The 19,861-nt window shown below is 69.9% G+C and carries 21 protein-coding genes; 11 read left to right on the forward strand and 10 right to left on the reverse strand.

From position 1 onward, the window contains the following. Nucleotides 1-64: 64 nt before the first annotated feature. Nucleotides 65-1,192, forward strand: a complete 1,128-nt coding sequence (locus ACWPN7_RS20380) for a UDP-3-O-(3-hydroxymyristoyl)glucosamine N-acyltransferase (protein ID WP_014239307.1) — start codon at nucleotides 65-67, stop codon at nucleotides 1,190-1,192. Between the two features lie 153 nt (nucleotides 1,193-1,345). Here the strand turns inward: ACWPN7_RS20380 and ACWPN7_RS20385 are convergent, their stop codons facing one another. The 3 genes from ACWPN7_RS20385 to cobS are packed head-to-tail and all read right to left on the reverse strand — an operon-like array spanning nucleotide 1,346 to nucleotide 3,294. Next, nucleotides 1,346-1,855 (reverse strand): pyridoxamine 5'-phosphate oxidase family protein, encoded by a 510-nt coding sequence (locus ACWPN7_RS20385; protein ID WP_014239309.1) that lies wholly within the window; start codon nucleotides 1,853-1,855, stop codon nucleotides 1,346-1,348. Between the two features lie 36 nt (nucleotides 1,856-1,891). Then, nucleotides 1,892-2,518 carry a histidine phosphatase family protein gene (locus ACWPN7_RS20390; protein WP_459196012.1) on the reverse strand — a complete coding sequence of 209 codons (627 nt, stop codon included), beginning with the start codon at nucleotides 2,516-2,518 and terminating at the stop codon, nucleotides 1,892-1,894. Then, complete coding sequence (gene cobS, locus ACWPN7_RS20395) at nucleotides 2,515-3,294, reverse strand: adenosylcobinamide-GDP ribazoletransferase (protein ID WP_103039768.1); 780 nt, start codon at nucleotides 3,292-3,294, stop codon at nucleotides 2,515-2,517. The genes ACWPN7_RS20390 and cobS overlap by 4 nt, the downstream gene beginning before the upstream one ends. A 174-nt stretch (nucleotides 3,295-3,468) precedes the next feature. On the opposite strand from cobS, the gene cobT reads away from it, so the two are divergent. After that, nucleotides 3,469-4,497 carry a nicotinate-nucleotide--dimethylbenzimidazole phosphoribosyltransferase gene (gene cobT, locus ACWPN7_RS20400; protein WP_459196011.1) on the forward strand — a complete coding sequence of 343 codons (1,029 nt, stop codon included), beginning with the start codon at nucleotides 3,469-3,471 and terminating at the stop codon, nucleotides 4,495-4,497. Nucleotides 4,498-4,610: 113 nt separating this feature from the next. Here cobT and ACWPN7_RS20405 read toward each other — a convergent pair whose 3' ends face one another. The 4 genes from ACWPN7_RS20405 to ACWPN7_RS20420 form a co-directional block, all read right to left on the reverse strand. After that, nucleotides 4,611-5,180, reverse strand: coding sequence for a hypothetical protein (locus ACWPN7_RS20405; RefSeq protein WP_014239314.1), 570 nt, complete (start codon nucleotides 5,178-5,180; stop codon nucleotides 4,611-4,613). Nucleotides 5,181-5,227: 47 nt separating this feature from the next. Continuing rightward, complete coding sequence (gene dapE, locus ACWPN7_RS20410; protein WP_201044782.1) at nucleotides 5,228-6,421, reverse strand: succinyl-diaminopimelate desuccinylase; 1,194 nt, start codon at nucleotides 6,419-6,421, stop codon at nucleotides 5,228-5,230. A 19-nt stretch (nucleotides 6,422-6,440) separates the two neighbouring features. Continuing rightward, the gene (dapD, locus tag ACWPN7_RS20415) at nucleotides 6,441-7,283 is read right to left on the reverse strand and encodes a 2,3,4,5-tetrahydropyridine-2,6-dicarboxylate N-succinyltransferase (protein WP_014239316.1); all 843 of its coding nucleotides are present in this window, start codon (nucleotides 7,281-7,283) and stop codon (nucleotides 6,441-6,443) included. A 137-nt stretch (nucleotides 7,284-7,420) separates the two neighbouring features. Continuing rightward, nucleotides 7,421-8,092, reverse strand: a complete 672-nt coding sequence (locus tag ACWPN7_RS20420; RefSeq protein WP_372441578.1) for a pyrimidine 5'-nucleotidase — start codon at nucleotides 8,090-8,092, stop codon at nucleotides 7,421-7,423. 193 nt (nucleotides 8,093-8,285) lie between these two features. Here ACWPN7_RS20420 and ACWPN7_RS20425 point away from each other — a divergent pair, with 193 nt between their 5' ends. The 4 genes from ACWPN7_RS20425 (at nucleotide 8,286) to ACWPN7_RS20440 (ending at nucleotide 12,819) form a co-directional block, all read left to right on the forward strand. Next, a complete protein-coding gene (locus ACWPN7_RS20425) occupies nucleotides 8,286-9,995 on the forward strand; it encodes a sensor domain-containing diguanylate cyclase (protein ID WP_492273427.1) in 1,710 nt (569 codons plus the stop codon). Continuing rightward, nucleotides 9,979-11,322 (forward strand): DUF2336 domain-containing protein, encoded by a 1,344-nt coding sequence (locus ACWPN7_RS20430; RefSeq protein WP_200775249.1) that lies wholly within the window; start codon nucleotides 9,979-9,981, stop codon nucleotides 11,320-11,322. The genes ACWPN7_RS20425 and ACWPN7_RS20430 overlap by 17 nt, the downstream gene beginning before the upstream one ends. Before the next feature lie 26 nt (nucleotides 11,323-11,348). After that, the gene (locus tag ACWPN7_RS20435) at nucleotides 11,349-11,990 is read left to right on the forward strand and encodes a hypothetical protein (protein WP_459196009.1); all 642 of its coding nucleotides are present in this window, start codon (nucleotides 11,349-11,351) and stop codon (nucleotides 11,988-11,990) included. A 133-nt stretch (nucleotides 11,991-12,123) separates the two neighbouring features. Further along, entirely contained in the window at nucleotides 12,124-12,819 is a 696-nt protein-coding gene (locus ACWPN7_RS20440) for a hypothetical protein (RefSeq protein ID WP_451992832.1), read from the forward strand. Nucleotides 12,820-12,861: 42 nt separating this feature from the next. Here ACWPN7_RS20440 and ACWPN7_RS20445 read toward each other — a convergent pair whose 3' ends face one another. Then, a complete protein-coding gene (locus ACWPN7_RS20445) occupies nucleotides 12,862-14,226 on the reverse strand; it encodes a pentapeptide repeat-containing protein (protein WP_038526049.1) in 1,365 nt (454 codons plus the stop codon). Nucleotides 14,227-14,620: 394 nt separating this feature from the next. Here ACWPN7_RS20445 and ffh point away from each other — a divergent pair, with 394 nt between their 5' ends. From ffh to rplS, 5 genes are all read left to right on the forward strand, one after another. Further along, entirely contained in the window at nucleotides 14,621-15,988 is a 1,368-nt protein-coding gene (gene ffh, locus ACWPN7_RS20450; protein ID WP_038526052.1) for a signal recognition particle protein, read from the forward strand. Between the two features lie 82 nt (nucleotides 15,989-16,070). Then, entirely contained in the window at nucleotides 16,071-16,424 is a 354-nt protein-coding gene (gene rpsP / locus ACWPN7_RS20455) for a 30S ribosomal protein S16 (protein WP_014239325.1), read from the forward strand. A gap of 151 nt (nucleotides 16,425-16,575) precedes the next feature. Beyond that, nucleotides 16,576-17,172 carry a ribosome maturation factor RimM gene (gene rimM / locus ACWPN7_RS20460; RefSeq protein WP_103039765.1) on the forward strand — a complete coding sequence of 199 codons (597 nt, stop codon included), beginning with the start codon at nucleotides 16,576-16,578 and terminating at the stop codon, nucleotides 17,170-17,172. Further along, entirely contained in the window at nucleotides 17,169-17,969 is an 801-nt protein-coding gene (trmD, locus tag ACWPN7_RS20465) for a tRNA (guanosine(37)-N1)-methyltransferase TrmD (protein ID WP_119509113.1), read from the forward strand. Before rimM ends, trmD begins: the two co-directional genes overlap by 4 nt. 40 nt (nucleotides 17,970-18,009) lie before the next feature. Further along, a complete protein-coding gene (gene rplS, locus ACWPN7_RS20470; RefSeq protein ID WP_014239328.1) occupies nucleotides 18,010-18,405 on the forward strand; it encodes a 50S ribosomal protein L19 in 396 nt (131 codons plus the stop codon). A gap of 206 nt (nucleotides 18,406-18,611) precedes the next feature. Here rplS and ACWPN7_RS20475 read toward each other — a convergent pair whose 3' ends face one another. Both ACWPN7_RS20475 and ACWPN7_RS20480 read right to left on the reverse strand, forming a co-directional pair. After that, on the reverse strand, nucleotides 18,612-19,526 hold the full coding sequence (locus tag ACWPN7_RS20475; RefSeq protein WP_456524145.1) for a DMT family transporter: 915 nt from the start codon (nucleotides 19,524-19,526) through the stop codon (nucleotides 18,612-18,614). Between the two features lie 110 nt (nucleotides 19,527-19,636). After that, a complete protein-coding gene (locus tag ACWPN7_RS20480; RefSeq protein ID WP_014239330.1) occupies nucleotides 19,637-19,834 on the reverse strand; it encodes a hypothetical protein in 198 nt (65 codons plus the stop codon). Nucleotides 19,835-19,861: the final 27 nt, after the last annotated feature.

Genomic DNA, 19,861 nt, shown 5'->3' on the forward strand with positions numbered 1-19,861 from the left:
TCGCCAGCACCGGCCCGCCGTGCTAGCGTCCCGGCCACTTCGGACCGACAGCCAGAGCCCCGCCATGACTCCCGTTTCCCCCGCCGCCCCGGTCACCCTCGCCGAGATCGCCGCCGCCCTGGGCGCGGCGCTGGAGGGCGACGGCACCCTGCAAATCTCCCGCGCCGTCCATCCGTCGGAGGCCGAGGGGCCGGAGGATCTGGCGCTCGCCATGGAAAAGGGCCTGACGGAGCTGCTGGCCAACGGCAAGGCCGTCGCCGCCGTGATCGCGGAGGGGGCGGAGGTGCCGGCCAATCTGAAGGGCTGGATCGTCGTGAAGCGCCCGCGCTTCGCCATGGCCGGCCTGACCACCGTCTTCGAGAAGCCGGTCCACGCTGAGCCGGGGGTCCACCCCGCCGCCTTCGTGGCGCCGGAGGCCATCCTGGGCGCGGGCGTCTCGGTCGGTCCCTTCGCCTATGTCGGGCCGAGGGCGGTGCTGGGCGCGGGCGTGATCGTCATGCCCCACGCCACGGTCGGGGCGGAGGCGGTGATCGGCAAGGACTGCCTGCTGCACCCCGGCGCCCGCATCGGCGAGCGGGTGGTGATGGGCGAGCGCTGCATCATCCATCCCAACGCCGCGGTCGGCAACGACGGCTTCAGCTTCGTGACGCCCGAGCCGGGCAGCGTGGAGTCGGCCAAGGCGACGGGCAAGGTGGTCGGCACCAACGTGCTGATTCACCGGGTGAACTCCATCGGCACGGTGATCCTCGGCGACGATGTGGAGGTCGGGGCGAACGCCACCATCGACCGTGGCACCATCACGGCGACCCGCATCGGCTCCGGCACCAAGATCGACAACCTCGTGCAGATCGGCCACAACGTGCAGATCGGCACCAATTGCATGCTGTGCGGCCATGTCGGCATCGCTGGCAGCACGACCATCGGCGACCGCGTGGTGCTGGCCGGCAAGGTCGGCGTGGCCGACCATGTGAAGATCGGCAACGACGCGGTGGTGGCGGCGAACTCCGGCGTGGGGACGGACATCCCGGCAAAGGCCGTCTACATGGGCTACCCGGCGGTGCCGCGCGACCGCGCCTTCGACCAGTACAAGGGGCTGGCCCGGCTGAAGCGGATGCACGCGGACGTGACCGACCTGAAGAAGCGGGTCGGGGCGCTGGATGGCGGCGGGAAGCCGGCGGTCGAGGAGAAGTGAGGGAGCACTTGCCCCCACCCTGACCCTCCCCCGCTGGGCGGGGGAGGTAAGAGGTTCGCGGGAGATGACTCCCTCCCCTGCCCAGCGGGGGAGGGAAGGGGCCCATGCGAAGTATGGGAAGGGTGGGGGCAAACCCTGCCCCCTGTGATGCTCCTACTGGAACGCGATCTTCGCGTGATCGCCCGGCTTCGGCGGCTCGCCGGTGATCTTCGCCTTGACATAGCCGTAGGCGTAGACCATCGCGCTCGATGGGCTGTCCCAATATTCGGCCTGATCGACGCTGACCTTCAGCAGCGCGAGGTCGGGGTCGTCCACCCCCTGCGGGAACCAGGTGGACAGGATGTCCCGCCACAGGAAGCGGATCTTGTCGCGGTCGCGCACCGTCTCCGCCACACCGGACACCGACACGTAATCCTGCTTGTCGGGGTCGGCGTAGGACAGGTTGACGCGCCAGTGCGTCTTCAGTTCATGGACCTTCGGTGAGTCAGCCCGCGTAAAGAACCACAAGGTTCCATCGTCGAATCCCGCGTGCGGCAGGGTGGCCATCGGGCGGGAGTGCAAAATGCCGTTCTCATCCAGCGTCGTCATCATGCAGATGCGGACGCCCTTGATCATGCCCCAGAGCTTCTCGGCGGCCTCGCGATCGTCAGCACTTCTTGCCATGGTCTGACCCTCTATTGGTAGCCCAACGGAGTCCGGTCAACGCCCTCTGCCCGGAAAGGTTCCGAGCGCGTTCAGGGCCGTGACCGACCAGGAGCCGCCCCCCTCGCTGCCGTAATGGTCGATCCGCGACAGCGAGAGCGGCGCCACCGCCAGCCGCAGCGCCGCCTGCGGCGTCAGGTCCAGGGCGAGCGCCAGCGCCGCGCGGATCGACCCGCCATGGATCACCGCCACGAGGTCGCGCCCGGCGTAGAGGTCGGTCAGCCGGCCGATGGCGCCGGCCACCCGCTCCATCACCGCCGCGAAGCTTTCGCCCTCCGGCGGGGCTTCCGCTGCCGGGTCGCTCCAGAATCGGCGGGCCTCCTCGGGATGCAGCTCCGCCACGGCGTCGTGGGACAGCCCTTCCCAGCGGCCGAAATCCTGTTCGGCCAGCGCCCGCTCGACCAGCGCCATGTCGCTGCCGGGCAGCCGCAGCGCCGCGGCCGTCTGCCGGGTGCGGCGCAGATGCGAGGTCACCCAGACCGCCTGCGGGGGCAGCCGCGCCGCCAGCGCCGCCAGCGCGTCGGAATCGCCGGTGTCGGCGGCGGGATCGCTCCGTCCGTAGATCATGTTTCCCGGATTCGGGACGGGAGCGTGGCGGATGAGCCACCAGCGAGTGTTTTTCATGCAACAGTCGCGGCCAGGGTGAGCAGAACGGCGGTCTCCGCCACCTGTTGAGCGGCGCCGAACACGTCGCCGGTGTGGCCGCCGATCTGCCGCCGCGCCTGCCACGCCACCGCCAGGACGGCCAGCGCGGCCGCGAGGACAGCGGCAAAGGCAAGCCCCTTCAGCGCCGCCATGGCCACGGCCAGCGCCAGCATGAGCGACAAGGCCATCGTGCCGGGCGACGGGCGTCCCTGCCGGGCGGCGAGGCCGTCGGCGCGGGCCGGGTCCATGAATCGGGCGATCACCGCCATGCCGCCGCGCGACAGGGCGCCCGAGGCGAGCAGGGCGGGGATGACAATGCGCGGTTCGGCCAGCGCCGCCACCGCCGAAGCGCGGATGGCGACCGAGAAGACGATGGCGAGCACGCCGTAGCTGCCGACCCGGCTGTCCCGCATGATCTCCAGCTTGCGGGCCTTGTCGCGCCCGCCGCCGAAGCCGTCGGCGACGTCGGCCGCCCCGTCCTCGTGCAGGGCGCCGGTCAGCCAAACCATGGCGCCCAGCGCCAGCAGCGCCGCCGGCAGCGGCGGCAGATGGGCCAGCGCGGCCAGTCCGTGGACGGCGCCGCCGAACAGCCCGACCCCGGCGCCCACCAGGGGAAACCAGCCCATGGCGCGGGCGTGGGCGTCCTCGGCCAGTGGGCCGGACAGGCGCAGTGGCAGCCGCGTCAGGAAGACGACGGCCAGCGCCAGATCGGAGGTCCAGCGGGAGAGGGACGGGGCGGGGGAATCGGCGGACATGGCGCTTCGGAGTACGGCAACCCCAGGCCCGCCGCAACGGATAACAGCCCAGCAATGGATGACAGACCGGACGAGAGGCGCTTTGACAGCGGGTCGGGAATGGTCCAAGGTCGCGCCGCTTTTTTCATCGCTTCCCGATCACATCCTCTGCCGTCAGCGCCAGGACCCTTCGCCATGAGCAACACGCAGCCCGCCATCACCTTCGAGGAAATCCGTGCGCTGGTGCGCAACCTGCCGGGGCCGGACCTCGACGCCGGCACGGCGGCCCTCCAGCGCGAACGGCAGCTCACCAAGCCGGCGGGCGCGCTCGGCCGGCTCGAGGAGACCGCCCAGTGGATGGCGACGTGGCAGGGCCAGCACCCGGCGGAGGTGCGCCGCCCGCGCGTCGCCGTCTTCGCCGGCAACCACGGCGTCGCCGCCCGCGGCGTCTCGGCCTACCCGGCGGCGGTGACCGCCCAGATGGTCCAGAACTTCCAGAACGGCGGCGCCGCCGTGAACCAGCTCTGCGAGGTGGCCGACGCCGACCTGCGCGTCTACGAGCTGGACCTCGACACCCCCACCGCCGACTTCACCGAAGGCCCGGCGATGGGCGAGGAGGACTGCTGCCAGGCCATGGCCTACGGCATGATGGCCGTGGAGACTGGCGTCCAGCTTCTGGCGCTCGGCGAGATGGGCATCGGCAACTCCACCGCGGCGGCGGCGCTCTGCCACGCGCTGTTCGGTGGCGAGGCCAAGGACTGGACGGGCCGCGGCACCGGGGTGGACGACGAGGGGCTGGCCCGCAAGGTCGCCGCCGTCGAGGCCGGTCTGGCCGCCAACCCGCAGGCCAAGGACGACCCGTTCGAGGCGCTGCGCTGCTTCGGCGGCTATGAACTGGCGGCCATCGCCGGCGCCATCCTGGCCGCCCGCATGGCGCGGGTGCCGGTGCTGCTCGACGGCTACGCCTGCACGGCGGCCGCGGCGGTGCTGTTCAAGGCTGACCGCCGGGCGCTCGATCATTGCATGGTCGCCCACCGTTCCGTCGAGCCGGGCCACGACCATCTGCTGGCAGCCATCGGCAAGGAGCCGCTGCTCGATCTGGGGATGCGTCTGGGCGAGGGCTCTGGCGCGGCGCTGGCCATCAACATCGTGAAGTCGGCCTGCGCCTGCCACGCCGGCATGGCGACCTTCGCCGACGCGGGCGTCAGCACCCGCGGGGTGTGAGGCGGGCAAGCGTTCTTGCCCCCTCCCCGGCCCTCCCCCGCTTGCGCGGGAGAGGGGGCTTGATCCCCTCCACCGCGAAGCGGGGGAGGGTTAGGGAGGGGGCAAAAGGTCTCTTACAGCAGCCCGTCGGCGAAATCGGTGATGAGCGCCGACAGGAACAGGTCCAGCAGCACCAGGACCGCCGCCGCGACGCCGGAGATGTCCAGCGCCGTGCGCATGACGAACCATTGGTAGGTCAGCATTGCCAGCATGATGCCGAACACCAGCCCTTCGGAGATCGGGCCGGGCAAAATTCCCGTGGCGGCCAGGATCACCACCGGCAGATAGATGCTCATCTGCACGACCGACGACCAGTTGTAGGCGCACAGGAAATCGATGTAGCGGCTCTGCCGGTCCAGCAGCCCGCTCACCCCGTGCATGACCACGGGGAAGGCCGTCCAACTGATAACGTAGGCGATGGCCTCCACCACCACGAGCTGGAACAGCGGCGTGTCCGGCACTTGGCCCCACAGCCGGATCGCCAGCAGCAGCGTCCAGGCCGGGGCGACGATCACAGCGGCGTAGAAGGACTTCCACGCCCCTTCGGGGGTGCGGTCCAGATGCTGCAATCCGGTGGGGTCGAACCGCGCCAGACGATAGGCGCCGAAGACGGAAGAGGCGACGTCCCGGGCGGTCAGCGGCATGTTGCGGTCACCGGAGGGTGGTGGGAACGGGCGGAGGAAGCCTTACGTCAACCGATCCGGTCGAAGACGTTCCGCAAAACCTCGCCGTAAATGTCGGTCAGGCGGGTCAGGTCGTCCAGCGCGGTGTGCTCGTCCACCTTGTGCATCGTCTGGCCGACGAGGCCGAACTCGACCACCGGGCAGAAATTCTTGATGAAGCGGGCGTCCGACGTGCCGCCGGTCGTCGAATATTCGGGACGGCGCCCGGTGACGCGCTCCGCGGCGTCCGCCACCAGCTCGGTCAGCGGGCCGGGCGGGGTCAGGAAGCTGTCGCCCGACACGAAATGGTCCAGCTCGTAGGAGCCGCCCACCCCGTCGAGCCGCTGGCGCAGCCACGCCAGCAGCGTGTCGGCGGTGTGCAGGTCGTTGAAGCGGATGTTCAGCGTCGCCTTGCCCTGCGCCGGGATGACGTTGTGCGCCGGGTTGCCGACGTCGATGGTGGTCAGCTCCAGGTTCGACGGCTGGAAATGCGGGGTGCCGGCGTCCAGCGGCTCCGCCGTGATGGCGGTGAGCATGCGGGCCAGCCGGGGCAGCGGGTTGTCGGCCAGATGCGGGTAGGCGACGTGCCCCTGCGCGCCGTGGACGGTCAGGAAGGCGGTCATGCTGCCGCGCCGCCCGATCTTGATCATGTCGCCCAGCGCCTTGGGGTTGGTCGGCTCCCCGACCACGCAGGCGTCGAGCTTTTCACCCTTGGCCTGCAGCCAGTCCAGCACCTTGCGGGTGCCGTTGATGGCGACCCCTTCCTCGTCCCCGGTGATCAGCAGGCTGATCGAGCCCTTGGGCGCGTCCCCCGTTTCTTTGACGGCCTTGACGTGGCGGGCCGCGGCGGCGACGAAGGCGGCAATGGCCCCCTTCATGTCCACCGCACCCCGGCCGTAGAGGCGGCCGTTGTGGATCTCCGCGGCGAAGGGGTCGATGGACCAGCCCTTCAGCTCGCCGGGGGGCACCACGTCGGTGTGCCCGGCGAAGCAGAAGTTCGGCCCCTCCGTGCCCAGACGGGCGTAGAGGTTGTCCACCGGCGCCGTGCCCTCCTCCTCGAACCGCAGGCGGTGGCAGACGAAGCCCAGCGGCGCCAGCGCCGCCTCCAGAACGCCCAGAGCGCCGCCGTCCTCGGGCGTCACGCTGGGGCAGCGGATCAGGGCCTGCGCCACCGCGACGGGATCGCAGGGGTCGAAGGAGGGAGCGGCGGCGGCGGTGCTCATCGTGGCGTCTTCCCCGGCGTCAGTCGCGCAGCAGGTCGTTGATGGAGGTCTTGGCGCGGGTCTGCTCGTCCACGCGCTTCACGATCACGGCGCAATAGAGGCCCGGACCCGGCGTGCCGTCGGGCAGCGGCTTGCCCGGCAGGGTGCCCGGCACCACGACGGAGTAGGCCGGGACGCGGCCGACGAAGACCTCGCCGGTGTTGCGGTCGATGATCTTGGTGGAGGCGCTAATGAAGACGCCCATGGACAGCACGGCGCCGCGCTCCACGATCACGCCCTCGACCACCTCGGAGCGGGCGCCGACGAAGCAGTCGTCCTCGATGATGACCGGGTTGGCCTGGAGCGGCTCGAGCACGCCGCCGATGCCGACGCCGCCCGACAGGTGGACGTTCTTGCCGATCTGCGCGCAGGAGCCGACGGTGACCCAGGTGTCCACCATGGTGCCGCTGTCGACATAGGCGCCGACGTTGACGAAGCTGGGCATCAGGATGACGTTCGGCGCGACGTAGGCGGAGCGGCGGACCACCGCGCCCGGAACGGCGCGGAAGCCGGCGGCCTGGAACTGCGCCTCGGACCAGCCTTCGAACTTCGGCGGCACCTTGTCGTACCAGGAGGCGCCGCCCGGCGCGCCGGGGATCGTCTCGTTGGCGTTCAGGCGGAAGGACAGCAGGACCGCCTTCTTCAGCCACTGGTTCACGACCCAGCCGGCGTCCGTCTTCTGCGCGACGCGCAGGTCGCCGGAGTCGAGGCCGGACAGGGCCTCCTCCACGGCGTCGCGAACGGCGCCCTTGGTCGAAACATTCAGGGTGTCGCGGGTTTCCCACGCGGCGTTGACGGCGGATTCGAGGCTGGCGTGGCTCATGGCGGCATTCGCTGGGCTGTCTGTTCGAGGGTTCGGAACATGGGCCGGGCCGCGCCGCCTTGTCAACGTTGCCTTGTCAACGTTGCCTTGTTCTTAAAGGGTTTCCACGGGGGAGGGAGGGGCCTTGCGGCCGCCGCTCAGCCCGCGATCTCCTCCAGCCACGCCGGCAGATCGTCCACCGTGTGGTCGATGTGGCTGCCGGTGCCGACTCCGCCCTCGTCGGGGCGGGCCCAGTCGGCTTCGCTGCGCACCCACACCGTCGTCATGCCCAGGGCGTGGGCGGGGACGAGGTTGCGGGCGATGTCCTCCACCATGCAGGCGCGGGCGGGGTCGATGTCGTAGTGATCCACCAGGATGTCGTAGGGGCGCGGGTCGGGCTTGGGCACATAGCCAGCCTCGACGATGCCGAAGGTCGCCTCGAAGCAGCCGTCGATGCCCAGTTGCCGCGTCACGTTCTCGGCGTGACGGACGGAGCCGTTGGTGTAGATGATCTTGCGCCCCGGCAGCCGGTTCAGCGCGCCCGCCATGCTGGGGCAGGGGGCCACCGGGCTGACATCGATGTCGTGGACGTAATCCAGGAAGGGCACCGGATCGACGTCGTGCTCCACCATCAGGCCGCGCAGCGTCGTCCCGTGCTCCCGGAAGAAGCGCTTCTGCATGACGCGCGCCTCGTCGTAGGTGATGCCGAAATGCCCGGCGATGAAATCGCCGATGCGCCGGTCCACCTGGGCGAACAGGTTGCAGGAGGCGGGATAGAGGGTGTTGTCGAGGTCGAAGATCCAGACCCCGGTGTCGCGAAGGGAAGCCATCATGGCCTGAACAATGGGGCTTCGCCGGCCCGCCCGCAAGCCGCTTCGCCGCACGGCCCGATTCCGTTTGCGCGCGGCGCCGGGCTCAATGGGAGGTTGCGTATGGCAGCTATCCGGACCGCCTGAAGAAAGATTCAGGATGGTTGCGCATTTTTCCGGTATACTCCGCGCCGCGCAGTCTCAGGTTCGCACCGTGTCCGCAGACCCAACATCCGACGTTCCGCCGGTCAATCCGCCCGGCCCCCTTCCGACCTCCACGCTTCTGGCCGCCTTCCCCGGTCCGGCGATCCGGTTGGATTCCGCCCACGCGGTTGCCGCCGCGAACGCCGCCGCGGACGAGTTGCTGTCTGCCGGCGGGCGCTGGCTGGCGGACATCCAGGGGTGGCTGGCGACCTGCAGCGTGGCGCCGGGCCTGCGCTCCCTTCCGGTGGAACTGCCGCGCGGCGTGATGATCGTCGAATGGGCGGCCACGCCGCTGCCCGATGGGGAAATCCTGCTGCTCGGACGCGACGCCACGCTGGAGCGGCAGCTCCGCCAGACGCTGATCGAGTCGCGCCGCCGCTACAAGGATCTGGTCGAGGTTTCGAGCGATTTTGCCTGGGAAACGGGCAGCGACGGGCGATTTGTCTTCGTTACACCCAAGGGCGCGCTGGGTTACACCCCCGATGCGTTGATTGGTCGCAACCCCAAGGATTTGGCGGTGACCGAGTGGGGCGACCTGCCGTTGCCGTTCGACAGCCGCCGCCCGGTCGATCAGGCGGAGCTGTGGCTGAAGCGGGTGGACGACCTGCCCGCCTGCTTCGTCGTGTCGGCGGTGCCGCTGTTCGGGCCGCAGGGCGACTGGGTGGGCGCGCGCGGCGTCTGCCGGGAGACGACGGAGCAGGTGCTGCGCTCCGCCGAGCTGGCGCGGGTGCGCAACCGCGAGAAGATGCTCGCCCACATCGTCCACACGCTGCGCGACCAGCTCGACGCCCAGCAGGCGTTGCGCGTCGCCGCGGTCGAGACCGCCCGCGCGCTGGGCGCCGACGGCTGCCGCATCTACCGTGCGACGGACACGGGCACCCTGCGTCCCGCCGCCGATTTCGCCGCGGAAATCCCGGAGGAACTGCTGTCCGACCTGTCGCGGCCGGTTCTGGAGGAGATCGCCGCCGGCGAGGACGCGCAGGAGCTGACCCTGGGAGCGAACCGGCTGCTGGCCGCCCGGACGGAGCACCGTCAGGCCGTCAACGGCGCGGTGGTGGTCTGGCGTGGCGACGATTCCGATCCCTGGGACGAGGAGGACCGGATGCTGCTGTCCGGCGTGGCCGACCACATCGGCATCGCCCACGCGCATCTGGCCTATCAGGAGCGGCTGCGCCGCCTGTCGGAGCGCGACGGGCTGACCGGCCTGTTCAACCGCCGCACCTTCTTCGAGCGGCTGGAGGAGGTGCTCGGCCGTTCGGACAGCGGGCCGTCCGCGCTGCTCTATGTGGACCTCGACAACTTCAAGGCGGTGAACGACCTGCACGGTCACCAGCAGGGCGACGCCGTGCTGATGGCCATCGGCGGGTTGCTGACCAACGGCGTCCGGCCCGGCGACCTGCCGGGGCGGTTGGGCGGCGACGAGTTCGTCCTGTGGCTGGGCCGCACCGACGAGGCGCAGGCCGTGGCGGTGGCCGAGCGGCTGCTGGCCGGCATGGCCGCGCTGCGCCACCTCTCCGCCGGGCCGGACAAGCCGCTGGGGCTGTCCATCGGCATCGCCGTCCACCGGGTGGGGCGCGAGACCGTGCAGGAGCTGACCGACCGCGCCGACTCGGCGATGTACGACGCCAAGAAGCGCGGGAAGGGCCATTACGCCGTTGCTCCGGCCCCCAGGGGGAAAGCTCTCCCGTGGCGGAGGCGTCCCTATGACCACCCGCGGTGACCGCGCCGACCCCCAGCTTCTCGATCCCGCCGATTACGAGGCCGCCAAGCAGATGGCGCGCAGCGCCGACCCGGCGGTGCGCCGCCGCGTCGCCGCGTCGCCCGAGACCCGCCCGGAACTGCTCTACTTCCTGGCCGCCGACGCGGTGACGGAGGTCCGTCAGGCCATCGCCACCAACGCCGGAACGCCGCGGCAGGCCGACCTGATGCTGGCCAAGGACCGGGAGGTCGCGGTGCGCGGCGCCCTGGCCCAGAAGGTCGCCCGGCTGCTGCCCGACCTGTCCGCCGACCAAGCGTCGCAGATCGAGCGGCTGACGCTGGAGTGCCTGGAGGCGCTGGCCCGCGATCAGGCGACGGAGGTGCGCGGCATCCTGTCGGAGGCGCTGAAGGAGCTGCCCGGCGCGCCGCACGGCGTCATCAACACGCTGGCCCGCGACGTGGAACTGTCGGTCTGCGCTCCGGTCCTGCAATTCTCGCCGATCCTGACCGACGAGGATCTGTCGGACATCATCATGCGCGGGCCGGTGGCCGGCGCCCTCTCGGCCATTGCCGGACGCAAGCAGATCTCGGCCTCCGTCGCCGACGCCATCGCGCGGTCCGACGACGAGGCGGCGATGACCGCTCTGCTCGCCAACCCCTCGGCCCAGATCCGCGAGGAGACGCTGGACCGCATCCTCGACCAAGCGCCGCAGCATGAGCCCTGGCACGCCCCGCTGGTGCGCCGGCCGCGCCTGCCGGCCCGCGCCGTGGCGCGTCTGGCGAGCTTCGTCGCCGACAACCTGCTGAAGGTCCTGCGGGAGCGCACCGACCTCGACCCCGCCGCCGCCCGCGCCCTGGCCGAGGGCGTGCGGGCGCGCGTCAACCGCGGGGCCGGGGGCAACGGCGGTGGCGGAGCCGGCGTGGCCCGCGGCCTCGTCGATTTCGGTGAGGAGGAGCTTGGCCATCTGCCGGGCGACAAGGACAAGGCGGCCGAACGCCCGTCCGACAAGGCGGCCCGGCTGAACAAGGAAGGCAAGCTGACGGAGAAGCTGCTGGAAGGCGCGCTGGCGGAGGGCGACCGTGCCTTCGTCCTGGCCGGGCTGGGCGAACTGGCGCAGCTTCCCATGCCGATCATCGACCGCATCATCGGCACCCACGCCCCGCGCGCCGTCACCTCTCTGGTCTGGCGCTGCGGCCTGTCGATGCGCTTCGCCCGGCAGGTGCAATTGCGCATCGCCCAGATTCCGCCAAAAACCGCGCTTATGGCAAAGGAAGGCGTCCTCTACCCGATGTCTGACGACGAGATGCGCTGGCAGCTCGCCTTCTTCGGGGTCGAGGAGAAAGTCTGACGCCGCGCCACCACACGGACCCGTTCATGCGCGCCCTGGCCCTGCTGCTGTTGTTCCTTGGTCTTTCCCTTCCCGTCTTCTCCCTTCCCGCCGCCGCCGCCCCGCCGCCCGCCTCTCCGGAGGAGCGGGAGGTCACGGCGGTCTTCGAAAGCGCCCGCTCCGCCCTGGCGCAGAAGCGGGGCGCGGCGGTCGTGCCGCTGCTCTCCCGCGCGTCGGTCGACAAGCTGGAGCAGGTGCGCGGCGTCGCCCGCAGCGGCAACGACGCCGGCCTCGCCAAGCTGGAACCGGCGGAGAAGTTCGCCGCCATGGGCTTGCGCCGCTATGTCAGCCCGGCCGACCTGCGCCGCATGTCGCTGGGCGAGTTGGCCGATCACGGCATGAAGAACGGCTGGCTCGGCTCCAACGTCATCGGCAGCAGCGGGCTCGGCCCGGTGCGGGTGCGCGGCGACCGTGCCTCCGCTTTGCTGATGGTCGACAACCGCCCGGCCCTGGTGCCCGCCGACTTCGTGCGCGAGGGCGGGGCGTGGAAGATCGACCTGACCGGCGTCTTCAGTTTCGGCAGCCAGATGCTGAAGGGCTTCGCCGCCATGTCGGGCAAGAGCGACGAGGCCTACATCGAGGACATGCTGCAGAAGCTGCCCGCCAAGCCGGCGATGATGCACCGCTGACCGGCCGGGCGACCGCCATCGGGCGGGGGAGTGCCGGTTTTGCGTTACACCTCTTGCGACGGGGTGGGCCGTTGCGCGGAATCCGGAGATTGCGTTAGAGTCGCGCCACACGCACGACGCGTTGGTGTTCCTCATGACCGCTCCGGATGGCTATCCCTTCGCCGCGCTGACCGAAGCGGACGCCGGGTTCTTCCCGTCGGCCAGGAGCGTCGGCGCTCCGCCCGCCATTCCCTACCGGGTTTCCTGTGCCCCCGCTTTCGCAGCGGCGGCGGTCCGTCTGGCCGCCAAGCGCGGAACCGACCTGTCGGCGCTCGCCGCCGCCGCGTTGCTGGTGGCGCCCGACCGCAGGCTGGACCCAGGGGCACCGGACGATGGTGCGGAGCGGGCGGTGCTGGAATTGCGGCTGCCGCCCGGCCACAGCGACGCGGCGATCCGCCGGGCGCTGGCGGCGGCGCTGGCGTTGGCCGAACCCGGCTGCCGGGTGATGCCCGCCGAGGAGGCGGGGCGGCTGGAGGGCGCCGTGGAAACGCTGACCTACCGCAACAAGGCGCTGGCCCACGCGCTGGAGCGGGTGTCCTTCCGCCCGCTGGACGGCAAGCTGACGCAGGTGCGCGACGCCGCGCAGATGTTCGGCTTCGTCAATGAATGGTGTTTCGACGAGGACCGGGTGGTGAAGCGCTTCCGCGAGCTGGCCCCGGTCTATCACCCGGACACCGGCGTGGTCGCCTGCCGCGACCGCATGGCCCAGCTGATCGACGCGCGCAACCTGCTGATCAACCACGTCCGGACTGCCTACCGCTCCGGCCCGTGGACGCAGCGGCGTCCCTGAAGACGAAAACGGATTGGGGCTGGGAACAGGTTGAGGCCGGGATCAGGTCCCGGTCATCTCCTCGATCCCGATGGCGTCGGTCAGGCTGGTGCCGTCCAGAACCGTCCCGTCGAGGTCCGCGCCGGTCAGGTCGGTGCCGGTCAGGTCGGCCTCGCTCAGGTTGGCGCCGCGCAGGTCCGCCCCGGCGAGGTTGGCACCGGACAGGTTCACCTTGCGCAAATCGGCGTCCTTCAGGACGGCCATGCCCATGCGGGCGCGCTGCAGGTTGGCCCGCCAGACGTGGCTGCTCGACCCCTGGATGTGCACAGGGCCGAGCTGGGCCTCGGTCAGGTTGGCGCCGGTCAGGGTCGCCCGCTCGAAGTTGACGCCGCGCAGGTCGGCCTTGGTGAAGTTGACCTTGCGCAGGTCCGACAGCGACAGGTCGGCGATGGCGAGCGAGGTGCCCATCATCGACGCGCCGCGCAGCGTGACGCATTGCAGGATGCCGGCCGACAGGTTGATGCCGTCCAGCTTGCGCCCCGACAGGTCGAGCGAGGAGAGGTCGGCGCGCTTGCCGTCCTTGCCGCCGCTGTCGATCCAGGAGAGGTGCAGGGTCAGGATGTTGCGCAGGTCGTCGTCCGGATTCTCCAGAACCTTCGCCATCACCGCGGCGGACAGGTTGGGCGAGCGGAGCTGGGCTGCGTCCAGGATGGCGCCGATCAGGTTGGCGTTGGTGAAGTTGGCGCGCCCGATGGCGCAGTTGGTCATCACCGCGCCGGACAGCCGGGCGCCGGACAGGTTGGCCTCCGACAGGTCGGCGTCGGTCAGGTCGCAGCCCGTCAGGTTGGAGTTGGTCAGGTTCGCGCGCATGAACTTGGTGCCGCGCAGGATCGCGTCGGTCAGGTCGGTCTGCATCACGAAGGCGTTCGCCACCTTGGCCCGTGACAGGTCGGCGCCGCGGATGACCGCCGCCGTCAGCTCCGAGGTCAGGACCGAATCCTCGAAGTTGTGCGGCATCATCTCGCCCGACGGGGTGTAATGCAGCAGCGTGCCGTCGCGCAGGTCCACCTCCACCAGCATGGCTTCCGACAGCACGGCGCCGCGTAGGCAGGCGCCGCGCAGGTCGGCGCGGCGCAGGTCGGCCTTCTCCAGATTCGCCAGCCGCAGGTCGGCGGCGTAGAGGTTCGCGTTGGTCAGATTGGCCCGGGTCAGCCGGGCGCTGAACAGCTTCGCCCCGGACAGGTCGGCGTCGGACAGGTCGATGCCGGACAGGTCCAGATGCGACAAATCGCGCATCTTCAGGTTCGCGCGCACACCGCCCGGCTGGCTTTTCCGGAAAGCCTGATGGCGGAGCAGGATCGTGTTCAGCTGACTCTGCGTCAGCTTCGTGCGCGGTGTGTTCGTTCCGAAGCCTTGCGCGGGGGGCATCAGGGAAATCCCGGGTTGGAGTCGCGGCACACTCTAAAGGGGAGCCGCGAAGAAAAAGTTAACAATCGGTAACGCTTTATTCAAGTACGCCTCGAATGCGTTCTATCGCGGGCGCTGTTCCCGGGCCGCAAAGCCCTTGTTTGTGTAAGGAAATAGTGACCCGTCGCGCGTCTTTGCGCAAGAGGGTCCAGCGGGGCGCGGTTGTTGGGTTGTTGACTCCGCCCCCCGCGATGCGTATGGTCCGCCGACCTGCATCCGTCGAGCCATCGACCGGGTACCATCGGCCTGCGTGCCGGGGACCTCCGCCAGTCCGCGAGTTTCGCGCACTGGCTCGTTTGTGCTTGAGCCGATCGCGTTCGAGCGGATGGAGACCGAAACTGAGGACCGCTGACCCATGTTCGATGGCCTGACCGGACGCCTGGGCGACATCTTCGACAAGCTGCGCCGCCGCGGCGCGCTGAGCGAGGAGGACGTCAACGCCGCGCTGCGCGAGGTGCGCGTGGCGTTGCTGGAGGCCGACGTCGCCCTGCCGGTGGTCAAGCAGTTCGTCAACCAGGTCAAGGAACGCGCGATCGGCCAGGAGGTCCTGCGCTCGATCACCCCCGGCCAGCAGGTCATCAAGATCGTCCACGACAACCTCGTGGAGATGCTGGGGCAGGGCGAGGAGATCAACCTCAACGCCGCCGCCCCCGTGCCGATCCTGATGGTCGGCCTGCAGGGCTCGGGCAAGACCACCAGCACCGCCAAGATCGCGCTGCGCCTGAAGAACCGGGACCGCAAGAAGGTCCTGATGGCCTCGCTGGACGTGCGCCGTCCGGCGGCCCAGGAGCAGTTGAAGGTTCTTGGTGAGCAGACCGGCGTCGCCACCCTGCCGATCGTTCCGGGCCAGGACCCCGTCGCCATCGCCCGCCGCGCCATCGAGACCGGCCGGCGCGAAGGCTACGACGTGGTCATGCTCGACACCGCCGGCCGCCTGTCCATCGACGAGGAGCTGATGGCCGAGGTCGCGGCCGTGCGCGACGCGACCAAGCCGGCGGAAACGCTGCTGGTCGCCGACGCCATGACCGGCCAGGACGCGGTGACGGTCGCCACCAACTTCAACGACAAGGTCGGCATCACCGGCATTCTGCTGACCCGCGTGGACGGCGATGCCCGCGGCGGTGCCGCCCTGTCGATGCGCCAGATCACCGGCAAGCCGATCAAGCTGCTGGGCATGGGCGAGAAGATCGACGCCCTGGAGGCCTTCCACCCCGACCGCATCGCCGGCCGCATCCTCGGCATGGGCGACGTCGTGTCGCTGGTCGAGAAGGCCGCCGAGACCATCGACAAGGAAGAGGCCGAGAAGCTCGCCCGCAAGATGGAGAAGGGCCAGGGCTTCGACCTCGACGACATGGCCTCCCAGCTCAAGCAGCTGCGCAAGATGGGCGGCATGTCCGGCCTGATGGGCATGCTGCCGGGCATCGGCAAGATCAAGAACCAGCTCAAGGACGCGAACATCGACGACGGGGTGATCAAGCGCCAGGAGGCGATCATCTCCTCGATGACGAAGAAGGAGCGAAAGCACCCCGAGCTCATCAAGGCGTCGCGCCGCAAGCGCATCGCCGCCGGCTCCGGCACCAGCGTGCAGGAGGTGAACAAGCTGCTCAAGCAGTACGACACCATGCGCGGCATGATGAAGCAGGTGCAGAAGCTGGGGCAGAAGGGGCTGATGCGCCACGGGCTGCAGAGCCTCCTGCCGAAGAATTTCCGGGGACCGAACTGATCCCCGGCGAAAACAACCGCGCGATGAGCGCGATCATGTTCAACCGCCTATCAAGCGACTACACCAAGGAAGCGACTGTCCCATGTCCCTGAAGATCCGTCTCGCCCGTGGCGGCGCCAAGAAGCGCCCGTTCTACTCGATCGTCGTTGCCGACGCCCGCAGCCCGCGCGACGGCCGCTTCATCGAGAAGATCGGCACCTACAACCCGATGCTGCCGCGCGAGCACGAGCAGCGCATCGTCCTGGACGCCGAGCGCGCCAAGCATTGGCTGTCGGTCGGCGGCCAGCCGACGGACCGCGTCGCCCTGTTCCTGGCGAACGCCGGCCTGATCGCCAAGCCGGAAATCCGCGAGACCCCGAAGAAGTCCGCCCCGAAGGCCAAGGCGCAGGAGCGCCTGAAGGCCGAGGCCGCCGCCAAGGCCGCCGCCGAGGGCTGATAGGGATCGGCGTCGGCCCCCTCCCTCCCGCTTTGCGGGTCCCTCCCTCCCCCGCCTTTGGCGGTGGAGGGCTGAGATTCCCTCCCTCGCCGAAGGCGGGGGAGGGTTAGGGAGGGGGCAAGTGACGCCCCGCAACGCACACGCTCAAGCCATGTCCACAAAAGTCTGCGTCGGCCAATTCGCCGGGGCGCACGGCGTCCGCGGCCTCGTGAAGGTAAAAAGCTTCACCGAGGATGCGGCGGCCGTGGCGTCCTACGGCCCCCTCTCGGACGAGCGGGGCGCCCGGCGCTTCGCGCTGACGCTTCAGGGCACCATGAAGGACCTGTTCCTGGTCCGCGTCGATGGCATCGCCACACGCGAACAGGCGCAGGAGCTGACCGGCGTCCGGCTCTATGTGGACCGTTCCGCCCTGCCCGAGACGGAGGACGAGGACGAGTTCTACCACGCCGACCTGATCGGCCTGCGTGCGGAACTCGCCGACGGCACCGTCTGGGGCACGGTGAAGGCGCTGTACGACTTCGGAGCCGGTGACGTGCTGGAGATCCGCACGGAATCGGGGCCGCTGGAGATGCTGCCCTTCACCCGCGCCTGCGTTCCGGTGGTCGATGTGAAGGGAGGCCGCGTCGTGGTCGATCTTCCCGCGGTCATCGAAGCGCGCGAAGGCGAGGCGGAAAAGGACGGAGAGGACGCGCCGGAGGGCGCGGATGTCGCTGAAGACGACGTTGAAAACAAGGGAACCCGCCCGTGAATCACGGCGCTTCTGGTTCTCTTGTCTGGACGGCCAAGGTTCTGACGCTGTTCCCGGAGATGTTTCCGGGTCCGCTGGGGCTCAGCCTCGCGGGAAAGGCGCTGGAAAATGGAGTCTGGGCGTTGGAATCAGTGGACATTCGCTCGTTCGCGCGCGATAAACACCGCTCCGTCGACGACACCCCCTTCGGCGGAGGGGCCGGCATGGTCATGCGGCCCGACGTGCTGGACGCGGCTCTGACCGCGACGGCGGGTCCTCCGGGCACTCCTGGACGCGGACGGGCGATCTACCTGTCGCCTCGCGGACGGGTGCTCGACCAGGAGCTGGTCAAGGAGCTGGCGGCCACCCCGGTGGTCACCTTGCTCTGCGGCCGGTACGAAGGGGTGGATGAGCGGGTGCTGGACGCGCACGGCCTTGAGGAGGTCAGCCTCGGGGATTTCGTGCTGTCCGGCGGCGAGACCGCCGCCCTGTGCCTGATCGACGCCGTGGTGCGCTTGCTCCCCGGTGTCATGGGCAATGTGGAGACGGCGGGCGAGGAAAGTTTCGAACGGGGGTTGCTCGAATACCCCCACTACACCCGGCCCGCGGTCTGGACCGACGGGCAGGGTGTGGAACGGTCGGTTCCGGACATTCTGTTGTCCGGCCACCACGAGAAGGTTCGCGCCTGGCGGCTCGCCGAGGCGGAGCGGATCACCCAGGCCCGGCGACCGGACCTGTGGGACCGCTACGAGGCGGGCAGGAAGGCCGAGGGTCAGATTGGAAAACGGGGTCGCCGGCGCGGCCCGAAACCAGAGTGACGGTCCGCCGCGAGGCGCACCGATGGAAAGGGGTAGTGTCATGAACCTGTTGCAGCAGCTCGAGCAGGAGCAGATCGAGAAGGCCCTCGGCGGCAAGACCATTCCCGTGTTCTCGCCGGGCGACACCGTCCGCGTGAACGTGAAGGTGGTCGAGGGCACGCGCGAACGTGTCCAGGCTTACGAGGGCGTCGTGATCGCCCGCCGGAACGCCGGCGTGAACTCGTCCTTCACCGTCCGCAAGATCAGCTACGGCGAGGGTGTGGAGCGCGTGTTCCCGCTCTACTCCCCGCGTCTGGAGTCGATCGAGCTGGTCCGCAAGGGCGCCGTCCGCCGCGCCAAGCTGTACTATCTGCGCGACCGTCGCGGCAAGTCGGCCCGTATCGCCGAGCGCACGACCGGCCGCGGCATGAACAACACGAAGGCCGCCGCGGAGTAATCCGGCGCCCTTTCGTTCGGTACGCCTGAACCTGCACCCGCCCGGAGCAATCCGGGCGGGTGTTTGGCGTTGGGGACGTGGTTGCCCGATGCCCCCCTCCCGACCTCCCCCCGCTTTCGCAGGGGGAGGAGAAAAGCCCTCCCCCTGCGAAAGCGGGGGGAGGGTTGGGTGGGGGCTCAACGAAACTACTTCCCAAGCAACTCCCCCTACCGCGCCCGCATCGTGGTCAGGATCCCGGCGCCGATCAGCGCCACCGCGATCAGCACGCCGGCCGTCAGCGGCTCGCCCATGAAGACCGCGCTCAGCAGCAGGGCGGTGACGGGGACGAGGCAGATGATCTGCCCGGCCTGGGCCGCCGGCATGGCGGTCAGCGACTTCGCCCACCACCAGAAGCACAGGCCCGTGGCGATCACCCAGTTGAAGGCCAGGACGGTGCCCAGCGCGGGTGTCCAATGGATCGGCCGGGCGTGCTCCGCCGCAAGGGCCAGCGGCGCGGTCGCCACGGCGCTGACGGCGATCTGCCAGAAGGTCTGGGTCCAGAAGGGCGTGCGCCAGCCGCCGTGTCGGCGGCGGTAGAGAGTGGCGCCGAGCGCCCAGCTCAGCGCGCAGGCCAGCAGCAGCCCGTTGCCGAGCAGCACCGCCGGATCGCTCCAGTCCATCAGCGCCGGGTTGAAGAAGACGAGGACGCCGGCGAAGGTGAGCAGAGCGCCGATCACCCGCCCGCGCGTGAAGCGTTCCCCGGCCAGCAGCACGCCCAGCGGCAGCGCCCACATCTGCATGGTGTAGGCGAGCACCGCGGCCCGCCCCGGCGGCACCACCCGCAGCGCGATGGAGCTGAGGTCGAGCATGCCGGCGATCTGAAGCAGCCCGACCAGGGCCAGCGGCCAGCGCTCCCCCGGCGGCGGCAGGAGGGGGAAGCGCAGCACCCGCGACAGCAGGGCCAGCACCGCCGCCGCCCCGGCGAAACGGAGAAAGCAGAAGGTCAGCGGCCCGATGTCGGACAGGGCCAGCTTCATCAGGGGCCAGTTGGCCCCCCAGAACAGCACGATTCCCGCAAGCTGCGCGTAGACCACGGTGCCCGGACCGCCCACGGGTCCCTGGCCGGCCGCGGCGCGTGGCATGGCCTGATCCGCCATGAGTCCTCCCAACCCTGAATTTTGCCGCATCCTACGGCGCGGGTGGGGGCGGGAGGTCTGCGTTCCCCGTGCGGCAGCCCCGCGAGGGGCCGGCGTTACGGCGTGCCGCCGGTGGAGAAGCCGGTGAAGACCTGGATGCCGAACCAGCCGCCGATGGCGAACAGCACCAGAAGGATCATGGTGGTGGCGATGGCGATGTTGGTCTGGCGGATGCGCCGGCAGTTCGGGCAGCCGGGAAGCTCGGCGGGATAAGGCCGTTCGCAGCGTTCACAGCGGACAGTGGGGTCCGTCACGGGATGACCCTTCATCGAATGGGGCAA

It is taken from the genome of Azospirillum sp. UENF 312511 (assembly GCF_058780635.1).

Bases quoted from the DNA above. Each gene is read 5' to 3' on its own strand.
- rplS (WP_014239328.1), top strand. From the start codon at position 18,010: ATGAACCTGTTGCAGCAGCTCGAGCAGGAGCAGATCGAGAAGGCCCTC.
- rpsP (WP_014239325.1), top strand. From the start codon at position 16,071: ATGTCCCTGAAGATCCGTCTCGCCCGTGGCGGCGCCAAGAAGCGCCCG.
- ffh (WP_038526052.1), top strand. From the start codon at position 14,621: ATGTTCGATGGCCTGACCGGACGCCTGGGCGACATCTTCGACAAGCTG.
- dapE (WP_201044782.1), bottom strand. From the start codon at position 6,421: ATGAGCACCGCCGCCGCCGCTCCCTCCTTCGACCCCTGCGATCCCGTC.
- ACWPN7_RS20385 (WP_014239309.1), bottom strand. From the start codon at position 1,855: ATGGCAAGAAGTGCTGACGATCGCGAGGCCGCCGAGAAGCTCTGGGGC.
- ACWPN7_RS20380 (WP_014239307.1), top strand. From the start codon at position 65: ATGACTCCCGTTTCCCCCGCCGCCCCGGTCACCCTCGCCGAGATCGCC.
- cobT (WP_459196011.1), top strand. From the start codon at position 3,469: ATGAGCAACACGCAGCCCGCCATCACCTTCGAGGAAATCCGTGCGCTG.
- ACWPN7_RS20445 (WP_038526049.1), bottom strand. From the start codon at position 14,226: ATGCCCCCCGCGCAAGGCTTCGGAACGAACACACCGCGCACGAAGCTG.
- ACWPN7_RS20390 (WP_459196012.1), bottom strand. From the start codon at position 2,518: ATGAAAAACACTCGCTGGTGGCTCATCCGCCACGCTCCCGTCCCGAAT.
- dapD (WP_014239316.1), bottom strand. From the start codon at position 7,283: ATGAGCCACGCCAGCCTCGAATCCGCCGTCAACGCCGCGTGGGAAACC.
- ACWPN7_RS20475 (WP_456524145.1), bottom strand. From the start codon at position 19,526: ATGCCACGCGCCGCGGCCGGCCAGGGACCCGTGGGCGGTCCGGGCACC.
- ACWPN7_RS20435 (WP_459196009.1), top strand. From the start codon at position 11,349: ATGCGCGCCCTGGCCCTGCTGCTGTTGTTCCTTGGTCTTTCCCTTCCC.
- ACWPN7_RS20430 (WP_200775249.1), top strand. From the start codon at position 9,979: ATGACCACCCGCGGTGACCGCGCCGACCCCCAGCTTCTCGATCCCGCC.
- ACWPN7_RS20420 (WP_372441578.1), bottom strand. From the start codon at position 8,092: ATGGCTTCCCTTCGCGACACCGGGGTCTGGATCTTCGACCTCGACAAC.
- ACWPN7_RS20405 (WP_014239314.1), bottom strand. From the start codon at position 5,180: ATGCCGCTGACCGCCCGGGACGTCGCCTCTTCCGTCTTCGGCGCCTAT.
- rimM (WP_103039765.1), top strand. From the start codon at position 16,576: ATGTCCACAAAAGTCTGCGTCGGCCAATTCGCCGGGGCGCACGGCGTC.
- cobS (WP_103039768.1), bottom strand. From the start codon at position 3,294: ATGTCCGCCGATTCCCCCGCCCCGTCCCTCTCCCGCTGGACCTCCGAT.
- ACWPN7_RS20440 (WP_451992832.1), top strand. From the start codon at position 12,124: ATGACCGCTCCGGATGGCTATCCCTTCGCCGCGCTGACCGAAGCGGAC.